Annotated in this window: 22 protein-coding genes; 15 read left to right on the forward strand and 7 right to left on the reverse strand. The window is 47.2% G+C overall.

Annotation, left to right across the window (positions count from 1 at the left end):
• The first annotated feature begins 53 nt into the window (after positions 1 to 53).
• The 11 genes from L985_RS01085 (at position 54) to manA (ending at position 8,387) form a co-directional block, all read left to right on the forward strand.
• Entirely contained in the window at positions 54 to 479 is a 426-nt protein-coding gene (locus L985_RS01085) for a DMT family transporter (protein WP_023466686.1), read from the forward strand.
• 12 nt (positions 480 to 491) lie between these two features.
• Positions 492 to 1,154 carry a Crp/Fnr family transcriptional regulator gene (locus L985_RS01090; protein ID WP_029343126.1) on the forward strand — a complete coding sequence of 221 codons (663 nt, stop codon included), beginning with the start codon at positions 492 to 494 and terminating at the stop codon, positions 1,152 to 1,154.
• A 12-nt stretch (positions 1,155 to 1,166) separates the two neighbouring features.
• The gene (locus L985_RS01095) at positions 1,167 to 1,637 is read left to right on the forward strand and encodes a DMT family transporter (protein WP_047392068.1); all 471 of its coding nucleotides are present in this window, start codon (positions 1,167 to 1,169) and stop codon (positions 1,635 to 1,637) included.
• Positions 1,638 to 1,639: 2 nt separating this feature from the next.
• Entirely contained in the window at positions 1,640 to 2,338 is a 699-nt protein-coding gene (locus L985_RS01100; RefSeq protein ID WP_047392065.1) for a YjjG family noncanonical pyrimidine nucleotidase, read from the forward strand.
• Between the two features lie 110 nt (positions 2,339 to 2,448).
• Positions 2,449 to 2,886 (forward strand): GNAT family N-acetyltransferase, encoded by a 438-nt coding sequence (locus L985_RS01105; protein ID WP_047392060.1) that lies wholly within the window; start codon positions 2,449 to 2,451, stop codon positions 2,884 to 2,886.
• Positions 2,887 to 2,988: 102 nt separating this feature from the next.
• Positions 2,989 to 3,531, forward strand: a complete 543-nt coding sequence (locus L985_RS01110; protein ID WP_047392056.1) for a sigma-70 family RNA polymerase sigma factor — start codon at positions 2,989 to 2,991, stop codon at positions 3,529 to 3,531.
• On the forward strand, positions 3,506 to 4,864 hold the full coding sequence (locus tag L985_RS01115; protein ID WP_047392052.1) for a DUF4179 domain-containing protein: 1,359 nt from the start codon (positions 3,506 to 3,508) through the stop codon (positions 4,862 to 4,864). Before L985_RS01110 ends, L985_RS01115 begins: the two co-directional genes overlap by 26 nt.
• 65 nt (positions 4,865 to 4,929) lie before the next feature.
• Positions 4,930 to 5,412, forward strand: coding sequence for a GNAT family N-acetyltransferase (locus tag L985_RS01120; protein ID WP_047392049.1), 483 nt, complete (start codon positions 4,930 to 4,932; stop codon positions 5,410 to 5,412).
• A gap of 98 nt (positions 5,413 to 5,510) precedes the next feature.
• On the forward strand, positions 5,511 to 6,578 hold the full coding sequence (locus L985_RS01125; protein ID WP_029343131.1) for a YcjF family protein: 1,068 nt from the start codon (positions 5,511 to 5,513) through the stop codon (positions 6,576 to 6,578).
• A gap of 40 nt (positions 6,579 to 6,618) precedes the next feature.
• Entirely contained in the window at positions 6,619 to 7,260 is a 642-nt protein-coding gene (locus L985_RS01130; protein WP_047392045.1) for a peroxiredoxin-like family protein, read from the forward strand.
• Between the two features lie 176 nt (positions 7,261 to 7,436).
• Positions 7,437 to 8,387, forward strand: coding sequence for a mannose-6-phosphate isomerase, class I (gene manA, locus L985_RS01135; RefSeq protein ID WP_047392041.1), 951 nt, complete (start codon positions 7,437 to 7,439; stop codon positions 8,385 to 8,387).
• 41 nt (positions 8,388 to 8,428) lie between these two features.
• Here manA and L985_RS01140 read toward each other — a convergent pair whose 3' ends face one another.
• Positions 8,429 to 9,763: a sugar phosphate nucleotidyltransferase gene (locus L985_RS01140; RefSeq protein WP_052169412.1), complete on the reverse strand. Its 1,335-nt coding sequence runs from the start codon at positions 9,761 to 9,763 to the stop codon at positions 8,429 to 8,431.
• A 40-nt stretch (positions 9,764 to 9,803) separates the two neighbouring features.
• Here L985_RS01140 and L985_RS01145 point away from each other — a divergent pair, with 40 nt between their 5' ends.
• Positions 9,804 to 10,415, forward strand: coding sequence for a response regulator (locus tag L985_RS01145; RefSeq protein WP_052169411.1), 612 nt, complete (start codon positions 9,804 to 9,806; stop codon positions 10,413 to 10,415).
• On the opposite strand, the gene L985_RS01150 is transcribed toward L985_RS01145, so the two are convergent.
• The 4 genes from L985_RS01150 to L985_RS01165 all read right to left on the reverse strand — a co-directional run bounded on the left by L985_RS01150 (position 10,399) and on the right by L985_RS01165 (position 14,021).
• The gene (locus tag L985_RS01150) at positions 10,399 to 11,265 is read right to left on the reverse strand and encodes a glycosyltransferase family 2 protein (protein WP_047392034.1); all 867 of its coding nucleotides are present in this window, start codon (positions 11,263 to 11,265) and stop codon (positions 10,399 to 10,401) included. The two genes, L985_RS01145 and L985_RS01150, sit on opposite strands and share 17 nt — an antisense overlap.
• On the reverse strand, positions 11,262 to 12,401 hold the full coding sequence (locus L985_RS01155; protein WP_047392031.1) for a glycosyltransferase family 4 protein: 1,140 nt from the start codon (positions 12,399 to 12,401) through the stop codon (positions 11,262 to 11,264). Before L985_RS01155 ends, L985_RS01150 begins: the two co-directional genes overlap by 4 nt.
• A 1-nt stretch (position 12,402) precedes the next feature.
• Entirely contained in the window at positions 12,403 to 13,062 is a 660-nt protein-coding gene (locus L985_RS01160) for a polysaccharide biosynthesis protein (protein WP_156772480.1), read from the reverse strand.
• 62 nt (positions 13,063 to 13,124) lie between these two features.
• Positions 13,125 to 14,021 (reverse strand): hypothetical protein, encoded by an 897-nt coding sequence (locus L985_RS01165; protein WP_047392022.1) that lies wholly within the window; start codon positions 14,019 to 14,021, stop codon positions 13,125 to 13,127.
• Positions 14,022 to 14,204: 183 nt separating this feature from the next.
• Here L985_RS01165 and ypfJ point away from each other — a divergent pair, with 183 nt between their 5' ends.
• The 3 genes from ypfJ (at position 14,205) to L985_RS01180 (ending at position 16,591) form a co-directional block, all read left to right on the forward strand.
• Positions 14,205 to 15,047: a KPN_02809 family neutral zinc metallopeptidase gene (gene ypfJ / locus L985_RS01170; RefSeq protein WP_029343140.1), complete on the forward strand. Its 843-nt coding sequence runs from the start codon at positions 14,205 to 14,207 to the stop codon at positions 15,045 to 15,047.
• 83 nt (positions 15,048 to 15,130) lie between these two features.
• Positions 15,131 to 15,298, forward strand: coding sequence for a hypothetical protein (locus tag L985_RS16915; RefSeq protein WP_156772481.1), 168 nt, complete (start codon positions 15,131 to 15,133; stop codon positions 15,296 to 15,298).
• A 157-nt stretch (positions 15,299 to 15,455) separates the two neighbouring features.
• A protein-coding gene (locus tag L985_RS01180) for an IS3 family transposase (RefSeq protein WP_442856720.1) occupies positions 15,456 to 16,591 on the forward strand; the annotation gives its coding sequence in 2 pieces (ribosomal slippage) (positions 15,456 to 15,705 and positions 15,705 to 16,591; 1,137 coding nt in all).
• A gap of 73 nt (positions 16,592 to 16,664) precedes the next feature.
• Here the strand turns inward: L985_RS01180 and L985_RS01185 are convergent.
• Positions 16,665 to 17,033: a nuclear transport factor 2 family protein gene (locus L985_RS01185; RefSeq protein ID WP_029343141.1), complete on the reverse strand. Its 369-nt coding sequence runs from the start codon at positions 17,031 to 17,033 to the stop codon at positions 16,665 to 16,667.
• Positions 17,034 to 17,055: 22 nt separating this feature from the next.
• Positions 17,056 to 17,538: an Rrf2 family transcriptional regulator gene (locus L985_RS01190; protein WP_029343142.1), complete on the reverse strand. Its 483-nt coding sequence runs from the start codon at positions 17,536 to 17,538 to the stop codon at positions 17,056 to 17,058.
• Positions 17,539 to 17,625: the final 87 nt, after the last annotated feature.

The following is a 17,625-nucleotide window of genomic DNA, read 5'->3' on the forward strand; positions in this document are numbered from 1 at the left end:
CAGAAGGACTCTCGTTAAATGAAAGTATCATGGAATAGGAGAGGAGTATGTACATGCGTGGTGTCTTATTTGCGATTGCTGGTGGCTTTTTCTTAACGCTCCAAAGTGTTGCCAATGCCCGGATCAGTCAAACGATCGGGACGTGGCAAGCGGCGACAATCACTCAGATGACTGGGTTCATCGTTGCGATCCTCTTAGCGATCGTCTTACGGGATCGTAGTTTTTCAGCGATGCGACGTGTCAAACCGCTTTATTTGGCGGGGGGTGCCTTTGCAGCGATCATATTATTCAGCAACATGACGGCTGTCCACCGGATGGGCGTGACTTTGACGATTTCGCTCTTTTTATTGGCGCAATTAGCGCTGGCACTATGGATTGACGGAAGAGGCTGGTTCGGCGTCATGAAACGTCGACTGCGGGGACCGCAGATCATCGGCATCTTGATGATGGTCGCAGGCATCTTCATCTTAAAGAGCTAAGGAGGAGAAGAAGTGACGGACATTGTGAGTTATTTGGAACGGTATCAGTTAACGCATGTCTTTGATGGATCGCTACGCAAGGTGATGCACATCCAGACGTTCGCACCGGGCGAGGCTTTATGCCGACAAGGCGATGTTGCGCATGAACTCTACCTGCTCGTCGAAGGGAAACTGAAGATCACGCATATGTCGGCAACGGGAAAACGTCTCGTGTTGTCCTTCAAGCATCCGTTTGATCTCGTCGGCGATATTGAGTTCGTCCGAAAGATTGATTTGATGAACACGGTCGAGGCCGTGACACCAGTGACCGTCTTACGGATCGCTTATCCGGATTTGGAAGAAGCACGTGTTCATCATTCTGCCTTTCTATTATTTTTACTCGAGACGATCACGAAAAAGTTTGAATTGAAATCACATACGCTCAGCTTCAATCTGTTGTACCCGGTCGAAGTCCGGCTAGCCAGTTATTTGCTGTCGATGACACCTAATACGGATGCTTTTGCGAGTAAGGAACTCGTCGATGCAGCAGATTTGATCGGGACGAGTTACCGTCATGTCAATCGTGTCTTACGCCAGTTCGTCGACGATGGGTTGATCCGCCGGACGCAACATACGATTGAGATCATTGATCGAGACGGATTGATGGAGCGAGTCGGAGAAAGCATTTACGAATGAAGGAGGTGCGACATGGTTACGGGAATCATCCTTGCCCTTTGTGGGGGCATGCTCGTCTGTATTCAAAATACATTTAACGCAAAAGTCAAAGAACACGTCGGTGCTTGGGCGACGACAACGCTAGTCCTTGGACTCGGATTCCTCGCTTCACTAACGATTGGTCTGATCGTCGAAGGAGCACAACTATTTGCACTAAAAGAGGCACAAACCTGGTTTTGGTTCAGCGGAATCATTGGTGTCGGTGTCGTCCTCTGTGTGACGCAAGGCGTTCAACAACTCGGACCGAGTCGAGCGATTTCGATCGTCATGGTATCGCAAATCCTGTTTGCCTTACTCTGGGATACGCTCGGCTGGTTTGGTTTACAGACCGTTCCGTTTACGTGGACGAAAGCACTCGGTGTCCTATTGATTGGTGGCGGCGTGCTGTTATTTCAACTGGGCGGGAAAACAACGACTGTACAACACGTACGAAAAGGAGCTTGAATATGTTTTACACGACGGTATTATTCGATATTGACCATACATTACTCGATTTTGAAGCAACGGAACGGATTGCCTTTCGCCACCTGCTCGAGCAACAAGAGTTGCAGTGGACGGGCGAGCGAGAAACGCGCTATAAAACACTCAATCAAGCACTTTGGAAAGCACTCGAACGAGGTGAGGTGACACGTGAGGAAGTCATTCACTCACGGTTCGTGACATTCTTCGCGGAAGAAGGACGAGAAGTCGACGGACGAGAAGTTGACGAAACATATCGCGGCTATCTCGCACAAGGAACAGAATTGATTCCGGGTGCGACGGCGCTACTTGAGCAGCTAACCGGAAACGTCACGATGTACGTCGTCACGAACGGTATTTCGAAGACGCAACGCGCACGGCTCGATGGCGCTGGATTAACAGATTTCTTTGAAGGGATTTTCGTTTCAGAAGAGACAGGTTTTCAAAAACCGATGGCAGGATTTTTCAATCATGTGTTTGCGCGGATTCCGCAATTCGATCCGACGCGAACAATCATCGTCGGGGATTCCTTGTCAGCTGACATCGCAGGTGGCAATCAAGCTGGTATCGCAACGTGTTGGTTTAATCCGGAAGGAAAACCAGCGACGGATATCAAGCCGACGTTTACGATTACTTCGTTAGCCGAACTTCCTGCGGTTCTTGAAAAGGCAGCAGTCCTTCAATAATGAAGCGAGTCAGCCGATAGGAAAGAGAAGGAGAGGGGGCGATCACTGTGCAACGATGTGATCAACAGACGCTGGAGGGAACTCCCGTCTAACTAAAAGGGGAAATGAACATGATTCAACTTGTACCAGTAACAGCAGAGAACTGGGAAGCGTGTTGTGAGCTGACACTGACAGCAGAACAGCAAGACTTCATGGAAGCGAACGTCTACCCGATCGCGCAAGCGAAGTTCGAACCTAGTCTTGTCCTTCGGGCGATCATTGCAGATGAAACCGTCGTTGGTTTTGTGATGTACAACACGGAACTAGAAGAACTCGACGGCTACTGGATTTACCGCATCATGATCGATCAAGCGCAGCAAGGGAACGGGATCGGACGATTAGCGATGCAAGCCGTGATTGACGAGATGCGCGCGTTACCTGCAGCAAAACGAATCGTCGTCGGCTATCAACCGGATAATCAAACGGCACACCGTCTGTATGCGAGTCTCGGCTTCATCGACCAAGGGGATCGATTCGGTCGGGAAATGGCAGTGCGATTAGACATTTAAAGGATGGAGGGACTCTTGAAACGCAAGAGTCCTTTTCTTTTGGATATTTTTTGAAACTTTTTATGACTCGTCATGCTCTAATAAGTAAAGGGAGGGAACACGATGGACTTACGAAACGAGCACACGACACACGTCCGCCGTGCGATGAAGCACGATGAAGCGGCATTTGAGCAATTGGTGCTCCTACATAGCGAACAACTTTACCGAACAGCATATCTTTATGTGAAGAACGAACACGATGCCTTAGACGTCGTACAAGAGACAGTTTATAAAGCGTTCATCTCGATCGAACAAGTGAAGGAACCGAAACATTTCGTAACGTGGATCACGAAAATCCTGATCCGCAATTGTTATCGTGTGCTTGAGAAACAACAACCAACTGATGACATCTTACTTCATGTTCCGGTGCAGGAAGACCAATCCAGAGACGAACACCTCGATCTCGTGCACGCTTTATCACATCTCCGAAAAGAATACCGGGACGTCTTAGTTCTCTTTTATTTTCATGATATTCCGATGAAAGAAATCGCGAGCTTCATCGGTATTACCCTCAATACAGTCAAGACGTACTTAAAGCGAGGACGCGAAGAGTTGAAAATACAGTTAGGAGGAATGGATTATGGCACAGCACGATCTACGGAGTGACTATGAAAAAATTACTGTCCCGACGAATGCTTTGCAGGAACGGATTCGTCAAGGGATCACGCAAGGTGTAGCGGAACGACAGCACGTACGTCCTCGTCGGAAACAGTACGTCGCCATTGCGGGTCTTGCTGCCTCACTATTCGTGACGACGTTCATCGTTCCACCGTTTGCTTCTGCGATGTCGCATGTTCCATTGATTGGTGGGTTGTATCGTCCCTTTACAGAACAGGGCACAGTCGGTACGGAAATTGAGAAGAAACAGCTCGCGACAGCAATTGATCAGACGGTAACCGATCAAGGCATTACGATTAAGGTCGTCGACGCCTACTATGATGGTACGACGATCGGGATGAACCTGACGGCAACTGGTGTCCCAGACGTCAATGAAACGAAACGAGCTGCATTTTATGAAGTGTTCAAAGGGGATAAACGATTCGAAGGTACTGAAAATCAAGAACTGGCATATTTCAAACAGGACGGTAAGGTATGGAAAGCACGAATCGAGTATGATGTCGGCTTGCAGAAATTAAGTGATTCCATGAAGGTGCCACTCGTGATTTCGGAAATGTTTGGTCTAGACGGAAACTGGCAATTCGAGGTTCCGGTTAAACGATTGCAAGCAATTGAGCAGACGTTTAATACGACGGTGAAGAATCCTGATTATGCGGTCGATGTCACGTTGAAACAGATGACAAAAGGACAGGCAAGTACGACGTTTGATTATACGGCGGTTTATCCGAAAGCAGATCGGTATTGGCTAGAACTGGCTCTATTTGATGATAAAGGGAAAGAAATCATCAAAAACTGGTCAGTCGGAACATCGTTAGTAAGTAGTTCGGTCAGCGGGTCGCAACGAACGGATGTCTCGCGGATCCGATTCGGAAATTATGTTATTCCATCCGGTTCCTATACGTTGCATCCTTCATTACGTCTTTCACCGAAGACACATTGGCTGTCATTAAAGAAGACATCTTTCCCTTATACGCAACAAGATGCGCATCATCCGCTGAAGATGACAATTCAACAGGTAGAGACGTCCGGTTCTCACGTACATGTTGACTTCTTGACGAACTCGGATCAAAAAAATTCAGATATCAAATTGGATGTTAAAAACAGTATGTTCCTGATTCAAGGAAACGAACCACCGGATGGTCGTGAAATTAAACCGACTGTTGAAGTCATCGATACGAAACAAAAGCTACTACGGGCGACGTTCACGTTATCGGCGTCACAAATAGATGCAATCGATGACTTCTATCTACAAACCGGCTATTCCAACACCGTGACGAACACACCAATCGACTTGAAACCAATCCCGTTCACCGTCGATTAAACAGGAGACTCCTGACATGCTGTCGAACTAGAATCAGCATGTGAGCAACAAAGGAGTCTGATGAGATGAAAGTACGTCAAATGATAGCGGACGATTATCCAGAAGTCGTTCGGATCTACGAACAAGGAATAAAGACGGAGAACGCGACGTTCCGCACAGAAGCATTACCGTACGAAGAATGGACGCGTCATCACCACGAACACAGCCGCCTTGTTGCGATGGAAGACGAGCAACTGCTCGGTTGGGTCGCGTTAAGTCCATTCTCTTCGATTCCGGCATACGCCGGTGTCGCTGAAATCAGTCTCTACGTCGCGGAAGAAGCACGTGGTAAAGGTGTCGGCACACGCTTGATGGAAGACGTCATTCAAGCAAGTGAAGCAGCCGGAATCTGGACCTTACAATCGCAAGTCTTTCCGGAAAATCAAGCGAGTCTTCGCCTTCATGAACGTTTTAATTTTCGGGAAGTCGGTCGACGGGAGCGAATCGGTCGGCTCGGAGGCAGATGGCGCGATACGGTGTTGCTCGAGCGACGCAGCACATATCTTTAAAAACAGGCAAGTGGACAAGAGGTTCACTTGCCTGTTTTGTATTGAAATCAATAGATAACGGGAAAAGACAGACAGCAAAAGAAGGGGGAGGGATCACGATGGATGATTTTTTTGGTGAAGGACTTGAGACCAATCAACAAAAGCGGAAACGCAAACTGGAGGAAATCTTTGATCAGTCATTTGAATCGGAGCGACGGGATTTTAATCAATCGTTGGAGCAGGACGTGACAGTTGCTCTGATCGGAGACGTCAATGCAGGAAAATCCTCGACCTTGAACGCGATTCTTGGTCGTGAAGTCGCAACGGTCGGAGCGCGCCCGGGTGAAACGGTCCGGATCGATCAAGTCAGGCAGCATCCGGAAGATAAAGTCATCTTCGTCGATACACCGGGATTAAATGATGCCAATACACAGAACTCGGAAGCGACGTGGACGTACTATCAAAGTGCCGATGTCATCCTTTACTTTTTAAATGCGGCAGGTACTGTCTTATCCGAAACGGAGACGAAGAATTTCCGTAAGATTTATCAACATAACCAAAATGTCTTGATCGTCGTTACGAAGATGGATGCGACGGATGATGTCGACACGATCGTTCAGCATATTGCAGAAAAACTACCAGGACCCAAAATCATTCCCGTATCAGCACGAGAAGGAACGAACATTGATCGGCTCCGTCGGGAGGTCCTCGATATCTTAAAAAAGTTCGACAAGGATAATGTGTTCGTTCGTCAGATGGATCCGACCGTTCGAGGCAAGATCGCCAACAACTGGATTGTGGGTGCCGGAACAGCCGCTGGTGCGATCGGTGCCGTCCCGTTCCCGGGAGCTGATATCATTCCGTTGACTTCAATTCAAATCGGCTTGATGCTCAAGTTATCGAATCTGTATGAACGACAGTTATCCAAAGAGAGTGCCAAGGAGTTGCTTGTCGTGACAATTGTCGGAAACTCCGGAAAGACTGCTTTTCGGCAAATAGCAAAGTTAGTTCCAGGGTATGGTGCCGTCATTGCAGCGGGAGTCGCTTCGACCGCTACTCTTGCACTCGGATACGGAACGAAATATGTCTATGAGAATAAGCTCGAGCTGACGCCGGAACAACTGATGGGGTTTGTCAAACGATTCCGGAAGAAGGCAGAAGAGTCGTCAGAAGAGACAAACGAGTAATCTCCCTGTTATTCTATACAGCAATAAAGGGGGAGAACATATGACACGATTACTCGAAGAAATCAAACAGTATCAATCGGAATTCCGACAAAAGGCACCTGCTGAGAAACAACGGTTGATGGCGGAAGCGACAGCTGAGCTGGCTGCTTCCGGTATCGCTAAAGGTCTAGATGTTGGTGATACAATTCCACACTTCACGTTACCTGATGTATCCGGCAAGCCTGTGGCGATCGAGACATTACTCGAGCAAGGTCCTGTCATCTTGACGTTCTACCGGGGCGGCTGGTGTCCGTATTGCAATCTCGAGCTTCGCGCGTACGAACGGGAAATCAATCGAATCCGCGCTCAGGGAGCGACCGTCGTTGCAATTAGTCCGGAGACACCTGATTTTGCTGAACAGACGGCAAACAAGAATGCGTTAAGTTTCCCTGTTTTAAGTGACGTTGATTTACATGTATCCCGTCAATTTGATTTGGTGTTCGACCTGCCAGATTATTTGATTGAGATTTACAAAGCATCGGGACTTGATGTAGCGAAGCACAACGGAAATGAGGATTGGCAGTTACCGAAACCGGCGACGTTCATCATTGATACGGATGGTGTGATTCGTTTCGCAGAAGTCTCATCGGATTATACGAAACGCGTGGATCCGCAGACGATCATCGAGTACCTCGAACAATAAAAGGGCTTGCAAACTATGCGAAAACCAACTCCTAGTGATGCACTAAGAGTTGGTTTTTTTATGATTCAATCTGTTTTATTTGGATAATATAGACATAAAAATGAGTATAAAGAGGTAACCAAACGTATAGATGGAGGTGAAGCGTCGCTCCTAGTCTATCGGGAGTCCGCGTCGATATGTATGCCATTCAACCAATTTTCAAAGAACGAATTTGGGGCGGTCGACGTTTAGAGGCGTTGTTTCAGTTTGAGTTACCAGAAGGACAAATTGGAGAATGTTGGACAGCATCCGCCCATGCGAGTGGTCGGACGCACTTCTTAGATGGACCTGATCAAGGAAAGACGCTAGTTGAACTATGGCGAACGAAGCGGACAGAACTGTTCGGTGATTATCTGCTCGATGCGTTCCCGCTACATGTAAAATTGCTAGATTCGTCCGCCTACTTATCGGTACAAGTTCACCCGAATGATGAGGAGGCACGACGTCTTGAAGGAGAACCGTACGGCAAGAACGAATGCTGGTATATCTTAGAGGCTGCACCAGAGGTAGAGATCATTCTCGGTCACAATCTACAATCACGAGATGCATTATTGCGGTGCGCGCAAGAAAAGGACTGGGAGACGTCACTTCGCCATCAAAAAGTGAAACCTGGCGAGTTCTATTACATTCCGAGTGGTACGATCCACGCTTTAGGACCAGGCGTCGTTCTTCTTGAGATTCAACAGATGAGCGATCGGACGTACCGACTATATGATTACGACAGATTAGGAGATGACGGGAAACCGCGAGAATTACACGTTGAGAAGGCGATTGCTGTCACAACGATTCCAGATGAGCCGTGGACGAACCAATCAGAGACGATCGTCAAGGAGGGGGGCGTCATGACGAAGCTGCTGCAGGTGCCTTCCTTCACGGTCATTCGTCATGAAGTGAGCGGTCGGTACGCATTGCATGATCATCCGGTCTTTCGTTTATTGACTGTCATTGATGGTCAAGGAGAAGCGCGACAAGGGAATCGCGTGATTCCTTTACAGAAAGGAAACCAATTCTTTATACCGCGTCGATCGGGGGGTTACGAAATATCTGGATCCGTGACGTTCGTGACGAGTGAGGTGTTTTTAGACTAAAGCAGACGAAAGGGCACCAACAGAAGGTGCCCTTTCTAACATTATGGTTTGGACCGGATGGAGGTAGGGAGCGGATAGTTATCCTGCTCTGTCCAATCGATCGAGTATTTAATTTCAATCATGATCAAGTCTTCTAGTGTGGTCAGCGTATGCGGAACACCTTGTGGAATATGCACGACGGAAGTCGGTCCGAGCTGCTGTGACTGACCATCGATTAGTGCTTCTGCCCGACCTTGTAAGATGCTCCATGTCGAGTCGGTATGCGCATGATAATGATGACTGATTTGCTGATGTGCCTTGATATGAAGCCGTCGGGTCACAGCATAACGTCCGTCCTCTAGTTGCTGTTGATATAAAATCGTCGCATAGCCCCAGCGTTTCCATTCAAATTGTGGTGGCAAGGTATCATCCGTCAAATATTCTTTTAAGGCAGGTGTCTCGTCTTTGGACGCAACGAGGACACCATCTGGACTCACCGACACGATTAAGTTATCGAGTCCGATTCCAAGGACCGGAACCTGCAATTCATTGACGATATGCGTATTTTTCGAATGGAGCATCCGGGCGTTTCCATGAAGCGGATGCGGCATCTCTTCCGTTAATGTATTCCATGTTCCGAGATCTTTCCAGTAACCATCATACCGGTGAACGAATAAGGAATCGGTCTTTTCGACGACCGCATAATCAAAAGATGTCTTTTCTAGTGCCTCATAATTCGAACGGAGCGCCTCGAACGTCGTCGGTACAGCTTGTTCTTCTAAACATTGCATTAAGAAGTCAAGGCGACAGGCAAAGACACCACAGTTCCATAATGCACCTTGTTCAATTAAATCAGCCGCGACTTCAACGGTCGGTTTTTCCTGGAAGCGATCGACGATAGACATGTTTTCAGATGTCTGCGGAATGATATAGCCGTACTTTGACGTCGGATGCAACGGTTCGACACCCATTAGATGGAGTGCATCCGGATGTGCTTGAACAGCTTGATCGAGTTGCTCGAATCGCTCAAAGAACGACAATTCAACGTAAGGATCGACCGGCATGATGACGACCGTCTCTTCTGAATCGATTCGCTCTGCTAGATAACTCGTTGCGAGCATGATGGCAGGGAACGTATCGCGACGTGACGGTTCCTGAATGATGGAAGTACGGAAGCCGAGTTGATTTTCGATTGCATTGACTTGTGAACTCGTCGTTGTAATGACGGTCCGATCGTCCAGACCTACTTCCTGAAGCTGTTGAAAAACACGTTCCATCATGGACTGTTTATTACCATCGCGATCTTCAAGAATCTTTAAGAACTGTTTCGAGTTTAAATCGTTTGAGAGCGGCCAAAGCCGTTTTCCGGACCCACCTGATAGTAAGAGAATATACATTGACGACCATCCTTTCTTTTTAAAACGGAGGCGATAGCATATGGCACTTTATCTATTAGTTGACTCACATGAACCGACACGACACATTTTACGACGGAAATTGGAAGCAGCGGGACAAGACGTACAGGAGGCAGGTTCAGGAGAAGAAGCACTGTCACACCTCGCATCATCCGACGTCGATGTTTTACTGACGGAACTTCGACTTCCGGAAATGGATGGTGTTGAGTTATTACGTGCCGCTAAACAACGTGCACCGTTGACGAAACAAATCGTCTTGACGGACTACATGCAAGTTCATACATTGCTTGCTGCCGTCAATGCGGGCAACGTCAGTCGGATGATGACGAAACCGTTGAAGATTGACGAACGGGTTCTTGGGATCATGACCCGCATCGGAGATGAGGTCGTGGAAACGAAACAACGTAAACGGAACCTGGGGCAACATTTTACCGATGTGATAATCAATTCAAATCGTCCATATTGTCTATTTTACGAAGATGGATCAATCGTCAGCCAACGTGCCCTAATGATTGATCATCATGAACAGATTCTAGAAGACCAGAACGGTATTCATCGCTTCGAATTCCCGACACAGTTCGGCACGTACATCCTTTATCAATCGCTGACCGGCAGTCTTACGAAACCCGTTTGAAGAAGAGAGACTCTACGCCAATGAAGCTAAGACGTAAGTACATGTAGATGACGCCAACGGTCAACAGCGGATGACGGCTGTACTTTCGTAAATTAGCCTGATGATAGAGAACGGGACGGAAGAAATACCAACGTCGTAAGGCTTTCATGAAGCCACCCTGTTCCGCGTCGAGCGTCGCAGGCATGACATCAAAGTAATAGCGTTTCTTTCGAAGCAGGTCGTTTAATTCGACCTGCTTTTCGTTGTGGTGTACGTAGGTGAACGTCGCGCGACGAATGATTCCACCTTGTTCCAAATAACGAATCGTCGGTTTCGTCTCTTCGAAACTGATTTGCGTCGGATCAAGCTCACCCGATGCGATATACGCCTCGAGCCGCCAAAAACGCGCGGCTACCATCGTATGTGTATCAAGTTGATTCGTTGGTATGTTGAACAAGTTACGTTCAAAGACCTTCACTTGACTGAAGTAATTATCAAAATCGCTGTACGCGCGTTCGGGAATGACGAGTGCTCCGACCTCTAAATGTGCCTCAAGATATAAGAGGCAGCTTTTTAATAACTGCTCTTCAAGTACCATATCGGAATCAATGATATAGAGGTATTCGACATTGTGTTGCTTTAAGCGATCAATCGCAGTCTTGCGGGCGATCCCTCGTTCACCGTGCGGAAGCGCAAGTACTTCAAATCGCGTATCATTTGCGGTCAATCGACGCATCGTCTCGACGGTGGAATCAGTCGAACCATCATCTGCGATGACACAAAGGAAAGAGGCGTGTTGTGTCTGAAGTGAGCGGATCGTTTCCGTTATGATCGCTTCGTTCTCGTACGTGGACATAGCAATTCCAATCATGAATAATCCTCCTTCAGTGCAACGGGTATCAATTTACGTTGTAACCAGTTTCTGAACGCTTGACCTGTGTGATCCCAATGTAACGTCTGAGCAAAACGATGACCAGCTGCCTGAATCATTTCGTATTCTTCTGGGTCACGTAAGCAAGCCCGCATCTCGGCAGCAAGGGCACCCGGTGTCTGACTCTTTGCCATGTAACCGGTCATACCGTACTGGACGGCGTCACGCAGTCCAGGGGCGTCATAGACAATCGTCGGTGTACCGACTGCCGCCGCTTCGCTGACCGTCAATCCCCAACCTTCTCGTTTTGAAGGAAACAGGAGCGCCGTCGCACGACTCATCCGTTCGAGCTTTTCTTCCTCACTGACGAATCCAAAATAAGTGATGGCGTCTCGCATCTCTTCCGGGACGATTGGATGAAGATGTTCGGTAATATACGCCTCGTCTTTTTTCCCGATGACCCAGAAACGAGCCTCGGGATACTCCCGTTTGACGATGACGAAAGCTTGAAGTGCATCATTGATCCCTTTATAGGCTGACATCCTCCCGGCATATAAAAATGTCGGGTGTGCTTCTTTTGGCTTCCAGTCCTCCTCGTTCCAGGGGGTGAAAGAGAGACCTTCTGGTAAAATCGTCACCTCGTCTTTGGAAAATCCGACAGCAAGTAAATCGTCTGCTGTTGACTGGCTGACAGTTAAAGCGCGACCAGTCCGGTAAAGCTGCAAACGTGGTGTCTCCGTCCATTCGCCGATGTATGAAAACGGAGGACGAACATTGATTTGCCAAATTTCGCGCGTCAACTGATGGATGAAGAGGGCTCGTTTTGTTACAGGAACATAAAGGGGTGTGAAAAAGTGATGCGTGTTCATCTGATCGACGACTAAATCAATCGTCGCAGCATGCGACTGGTAATAAGAAAAGGCAAGTGGAACGACGGAGAGTGCGGTACCTCTCCGGATATAAGTGACTCCGTCCAAATACTCGACATCGTGTCCGCCATCGAATGCTGGAGAAAAATGAGTGATCTCGTACTCATCACTGACACGTCGGAGCATCTCGTGGGTGAACACTTCTGCGCCACCCGCTTTCGGATGTTTGATATCGCGCCAAGATAAAAAAAGTAGATGGGGTTTCATGTTACGCCTCCTTCGCTGAATGGGGGTGTCGGGGTAAGGTGAAACGTAAGATCAGGGCGCCGAGTAAAAAGACACCTGCTTGCGCGAGTAACCAAGTCTCGACGGACGAGTGAAAGGTGATCAAGACAAGGATGTAGAGAATCAGAATCAACCAATAGCCTTTCAAGTAGCCGGTTCGGTGTAGCGAGAACTGGACGAGTGCCTCGTATTGAATCAACGTGATGCCGACATAAACGAAAACCATATATTTGATGTAATGAGTTGCCGCGTCGTAACCACTTCCGAATAACATCGGAATCAGATAAGGGACGATCGTCCAGTACACCAAAACAGCAAGAACGAGTCCGCCTAATAAGATTCTGTAAAAGCGACGCTCCCAGAGAAGAAAGGATTGATCCTGACTTTTTTGGCTTAAGCGCGGTAATAACAGTTGGGCGAGCGATAATGCGACGAACAACAGCAGTTGACCGAATCGTAAGGCAACGGAATAATCTCCTGCTAGCTGTGGAAAGTAACGGGTGACAAGAAGGCTATCGAGTGTGAAAAAAAGCGTCATGACAACTTGTGTGTGAATCACATGGACGAGTCCGCTCGCCTTGAGATGCCCGGTACTCGTCGGGAACGGGACTTGCATGAGACTTAAGAGATAGGATGCAATCATGCCGGCCAAGATGAATAATAATGCATAGATAACGTTCGTTTGTTGAATCAAAAGCCATGTGGCTAGGATTTTGACGACGGATTGTGTTGTGAAGCTTGTGAGCCGGTCAGAATCGAGCCGACGTACATCAAGAACCAATATCCATTGAATAGTAGAAAAACGAGACCAAACGCACAGGTCGCCCGAACATAAAACCAAAGTAACGGTGACCACATCCGTTCTTTGCGACGCGTCCAACTCGTCTTTAGAAAAATGAGTCCGACCATGATGCTCATATAGATCAGTGAGAAGAAGAAATAATGGATCCCGGCCGCCATGAAGGCAAAGACAATCGATAGCCCGGTGATATCAAACCATGTCCGTCGACTCAACCGATCAGACAAGCGAAAACCGGGATCGAGCTGTTCCCGAAACTTTGGGTCGAAGATATTGAAGAACAACATCGAAGCGTAAGGGAAGACGGAATACCCACATAATAGATAGATATGTTGAATCCGCGTGATCACCCACGGATTTAAGGCATAAAATAACGCGGCGATCGCGAAAGCAATCAGTGAGAGATAAGAAAAGTGCTTCGAGACATAAACGGAATGGAGTCGTTTCGTAAAAGCGAACATCGATAAAGCAGAGATCGTCAACAGTCCGATGATGAATGACTTGATCAAGACGGGACCGGACGAGCCAAACAATAGACTGAGTAGATAAAACGGTAGGATGTAGAGAAGTCGTGCGACATTCAGAAGCGTCGTCGTGCTCCAGCGGTTGTTCCATGCCCCATAAATTTCTTCTAAATAGCGATGGGAGGACAGTCCGAAGGATAGATCGCTGAACGTCACCATGCCAGAACGAAACAATGGGAAGCTATAAGCTAAGATGAATAAAAACATACCAGATAGGACGAGGATGTCCTTACGGTACGTATACATGAAGTTCTTGAGACGTTGACGGAACGAGTGCATCGGACAACTCCTTTCTGCGAAAATCCGTGCTGAACTTCTTCTCTACAGGAGGGTGATATTCCTAGAAATGGCTGTACTTATTTTAGCAATGAATACGAGAAGTAACGTCCATCCTAAGACGGAGCGTTACGGACGAACGCTTTCGGGTAAAGACCTACAACGAAACGAGTAGGAGGAAAGCGTATGAAATGGAAGGGAAGAGAACGCAGTTCAAACGTCGAGGATCGACGGGGAATGGGAGGGAAAGGAATTGCCGGCATCGGTGGTGGTGTCGGAATCATCCTGCTGATCGTCATCACCTTGATGGGCGGTAATCCAGCTGAATTACTCGGAGACTTAACCGGCGGGGATCAGCAAAATACGACGTATGAAGAAACAGCACAGGAAAAAGAAGCAGCGGACTTTGTCTCCGTCGTCTTAGCGGATACGGAGCGGGTCTGGACGAAGGAATTTAAAGAAGATGGTAAGACCTATAAAAAACCGAAGCTCGTCTTATATACGGATCAAGTCAGTTCGGCTTGCGGACAAGCAGGGAAGTCCGTCGGTCCCTTTTATTGTCCCGGTGATCAGAAATTATACATCGATTTAAGCTTTTATGATGAACTGCAGACGAAGTACGGAGCACCGGGCGATTTTGCGATGGCCTATGTCATTGCGCATGAAGTCGGGCATCACGTCCAGACGTTACTCGGAAAGTCGGACGAGATCATGCCACTTCGAGAGCAAATGAGTGAGGAGAAGTTCAACAAGTACCTCGTTCGATTCGAGCTACAGGCAGATTATTATGCCGGCGTCTGGGCGCATCATGCGCAAGGCGAAAACTTGCTCGAAGAAGGCGATCTCGAAGAAGCACTGACGGCAGCGAATGCTGTCGGGGATGATACGTTACAAGAGAAGGGACAAGGATATGTCGTACCAGAAAGTTTCACCCACGGCACATCGGCGCAACGGGAGCGTTGGTTCCAAAAAGGTTTTGATAACGGCACGATCGAAGGCGGAGATACCTTCAAAGCGAAGAATCTATAAAACGAAGCAACGACAGGTCTTTTGAAACATTTTCCAGTCATTTTCATAAAGAAGAGGGAAGGATTCAAAGGGGAGTGTCGAAGTTGAAGCACATCAGTTTATTTTTGTTGCTGTATACGGCTGTCGTCGTGATGACGTACATCGTGTCACGATTTGCGCCAGACTTGTTGATCTACGTGGTCTATTTCGCCATTGCGTCATTACTTGTCATCACGGGCTATTTGTTGAAACGATTCGTGCTGAAGCGCTAAAAATCAAAAAACCTGTGTTCTGCTTGCGCGGAACTGGGCTAACCTAAAATTTTGAGACAATATAAAACACCTTCGGAGTGGTACACTTTTAAAAAGTACTAACATCGGAGGTGTTTTTGCATGGGCAAAAACGTATATTCAAGTGAAGTGAAGTGAAGTGAAATGGGCAGTAGTCAAAGATAAGCTGAGTGGTAAGTTAACGACGAGAGAAATCATGGAGAAGTACGGAATCAAAAATGAATCTCAAATCAAAACATGGATGAGATGGTATCGCTCTAACGAACATTATCGATTTGATCAGCCAATCGGTAAACAATATACCTATGGACATGGTCCAGATTCTGCGAGTGAGGATGACAAGAGAGAACGACAAATGTCACATCTGAAGATGGAAAATGAGATCTTAAAAAAGTACATGGAAATCGAAAGAGAGTTGAGAAAGAAGTAGTCATAAAAATTGTAGAGTTTCTTCGGAGAAAGTATACAATCACCGCTATTCTTAGCGCTTTGAATGTACCAAGAGCAAGCTATTACCGTTGGATTAAGGAATCTGTGAAAGCACCTTCGGTGCTCGAAAAAACCGTCATTGAACTAAGTAAACAGACGAAGTATCGGAATGGACATCGAAAAATAAAGGCATTATTACAGCAAATCTATCAGTTAAAAGCCAATCGGAATACCGTACAGAAAATCATGCAAAAACACCATCTCCAATGTCGGATCAAGCCGAAGCGAAGATGGAAGTCTCAAGGTGAGCGCATCATAACGGCACCGGATCTCATCAAGCGCGATTTCACAGCAAGTAAACCGAATCAAAAGTGGGTGACGGATATCACCTATATCCAATACGGCAGCACGACGAAATATCTTTCCACCATTATGGATCTTTTTAATAACGAAATCGTCGCATACAAGTTATACGAGCATCAACAAACGTCTCTTGTGATTGATACGTTGAAGATAGCGCTTGAGAATCGAAACTATCCCGAAGGGGTCATCCTTCATTCGGACCAAGGAAGTGTCTATACGTCATACGCCTTTCAAGAATTCGTTAAAAGGAATCACCTAACAAGCAGCATGTCTCGTAGAGGAAACTGTTGGGACAACGCAGTTATCGAATTGTTCCACTCTAATTTAAAGTCCGAGGAATTCCAGTACGTCAAATTTAATTCACTAAGAGACCATGAGGTCTCTGAACGCGTTACTAATTACTTAAATTACTATAACGAAGAACGAATCCAAGAAAAATTAGGCTACCTGACACCGAAAAAATACGGTGTACAGGCAGCCTAATCAAGGTTTTTTATATGTGTCTCATATTGCTAGGTCAGTCTAGAACACAGGTTTTCGTTGTTTAAAAGTAATCTTATGAACGGAACATCGTCGGGTCATCTGGAACGTTCTCCAGGTAAGCGATCCGTCCGTTTTCATCAAGACGTGCGATATCTTTTCCGTCTTGCGTGAAGACACTACCGTCTGCCCGTTTTCCGCAAACTGCCCAGCGTGTTTCATATGTTCCTGGTGTTGTTTCTTCCCAGCCTGCGTACATGTGCTTAATGTCTTGATTCGCCGTGAACACATGACGGACGAACTGTTTCCAGGCGTCGATGCCGTGCTTTGGTTGTCCGTTCAGGACGAACGTGATGTCTGTCGTGAATAAGGAAACGAGATCCTCAAAAGCTTGTGCGTCTGTGCGTGACGCGTCGAATAAGTCGAAATAACGATTCAATACCATAGTAAAAACCTCTTTCTATTCATTAAAGTGTCATCATCCGGTCTGTGATTAACGCATGCAACCGTTCTAAATGTTCCGGTGGACAGGAGGCATCGATCGCTTGACGGATCGAGCCGATCGACTCGCGCTTCAACGTCGATTGCCACGCATCTTCTGCCTCTGTCATCAGATTCGAGAGTAGCCCGATTTCCTGTTCCTGAATTCCCATCAAATCCTCAAAGACACCGCTTGACGCATACAACGTCTGTTTGCCTTCGATTGCCTGATAGACGTCAAAGATTTGAATTTCGTCTGCCGGACGTCGTAAGCGAAAGCCCCCTTTGACACCAGGTACGGAATACAACAGATCCGCCTGGACGAGTTTTCGTAAGAGCTTTTGAAAGTAGGTCGGCGAGGCACCGAGTTGCTGGCTGATGAATTCACCAGGCAAAACGGCGCGATCCGGAAGAAAGGTCAAGAGCAACATCGCATAGACGGATTGCTCGACCCCAGTTTTCATTTGCATGAGAAATCTCCTTTCGTCAAACGTAGATAATGTATATCTATAATAGTTTTATTCGAAAGAATTGTCGAGTCATATGCTCTCACAAAA

The organism is Exiguobacterium sp. ZWU0009, assembly GCF_000798935.2.
GTDB classification, from domain to species: Bacteria; Bacillota; Bacilli; order Exiguobacteriales; family Exiguobacteriaceae; genus Exiguobacterium_A; species Exiguobacterium_A acetylicum.

Coding starts and splice junctions, on each gene's coding strand:
- L985_RS01085 (WP_023466686.1), top strand. CDS start 54: ATGCGTGGTGTCTTATTTGCGATTGCTGGTGGCTTTTTCTTAACGCTC.
- L985_RS01095 (WP_047392068.1), top strand. CDS start 1,167: ATGGTTACGGGAATCATCCTTGCCCTTTGTGGGGGCATGCTCGTCTGT.
- L985_RS01100 (WP_047392065.1), top strand. CDS start 1,640: ATGTTTTACACGACGGTATTATTCGATATTGACCATACATTACTCGAT.
- L985_RS01105 (WP_047392060.1), top strand. CDS start 2,449: ATGATTCAACTTGTACCAGTAACAGCAGAGAACTGGGAAGCGTGTTGT.
- L985_RS01110 (WP_047392056.1), top strand. CDS start 2,989: ATGGACTTACGAAACGAGCACACGACACACGTCCGCCGTGCGATGAAG.
- L985_RS01115 (WP_047392052.1), top strand. CDS start 3,506: ATGGCACAGCACGATCTACGGAGTGACTATGAAAAAATTACTGTCCCG.
- L985_RS01120 (WP_047392049.1), top strand. CDS start 4,930: ATGAAAGTACGTCAAATGATAGCGGACGATTATCCAGAAGTCGTTCGG.
- L985_RS01125 (WP_029343131.1), top strand. CDS start 5,511: ATGGATGATTTTTTTGGTGAAGGACTTGAGACCAATCAACAAAAGCGG.
- L985_RS01130 (WP_047392045.1), top strand. CDS start 6,619: ATGACACGATTACTCGAAGAAATCAAACAGTATCAATCGGAATTCCGA.
- manA (WP_047392041.1), top strand. CDS start 7,437: ATGTATGCCATTCAACCAATTTTCAAAGAACGAATTTGGGGCGGTCGA.
- L985_RS01140 (WP_052169412.1), bottom strand. CDS start 9,763: ATGTATATTCTCTTACTATCAGGTGGGTCCGGAAAACGGCTTTGGCCG.
- L985_RS01145 (WP_052169411.1), top strand. CDS start 9,804: ATGGCACTTTATCTATTAGTTGACTCACATGAACCGACACGACACATT.
- L985_RS01150 (WP_047392034.1), bottom strand. CDS start 11,265: ATGATTGGAATTGCTATGTCCACGTACGAGAACGAAGCGATCATAACG.
- L985_RS01155 (WP_047392031.1), bottom strand. CDS start 12,401: ATGAAACCCCATCTACTTTTTTTATCTTGGCGCGATATCAAACATCCG.
- L985_RS01160 (WP_156772480.1), bottom strand. CDS start 13,062: ATGATTGCATCCTATCTCTTAAGTCTCATGCAAGTCCCGTTCCCGACG.
- L985_RS01165 (WP_047392022.1), bottom strand. CDS start 14,021: ATGCACTCGTTCCGTCAACGTCTCAAGAACTTCATGTATACGTACCGT.
- ypfJ (WP_029343140.1), top strand. CDS start 14,205: ATGAAATGGAAGGGAAGAGAACGCAGTTCAAACGTCGAGGATCGACGG.
- L985_RS01185 (WP_029343141.1), bottom strand. CDS start 17,033: ATGGTATTGAATCGTTATTTCGACTTATTCGACGCGTCACGCACAGAC.
- L985_RS01190 (WP_029343142.1), bottom strand. CDS start 17,538: ATGCAAATGAAAACTGGGGTCGAGCAATCCGTCTATGCGATGTTGCTC.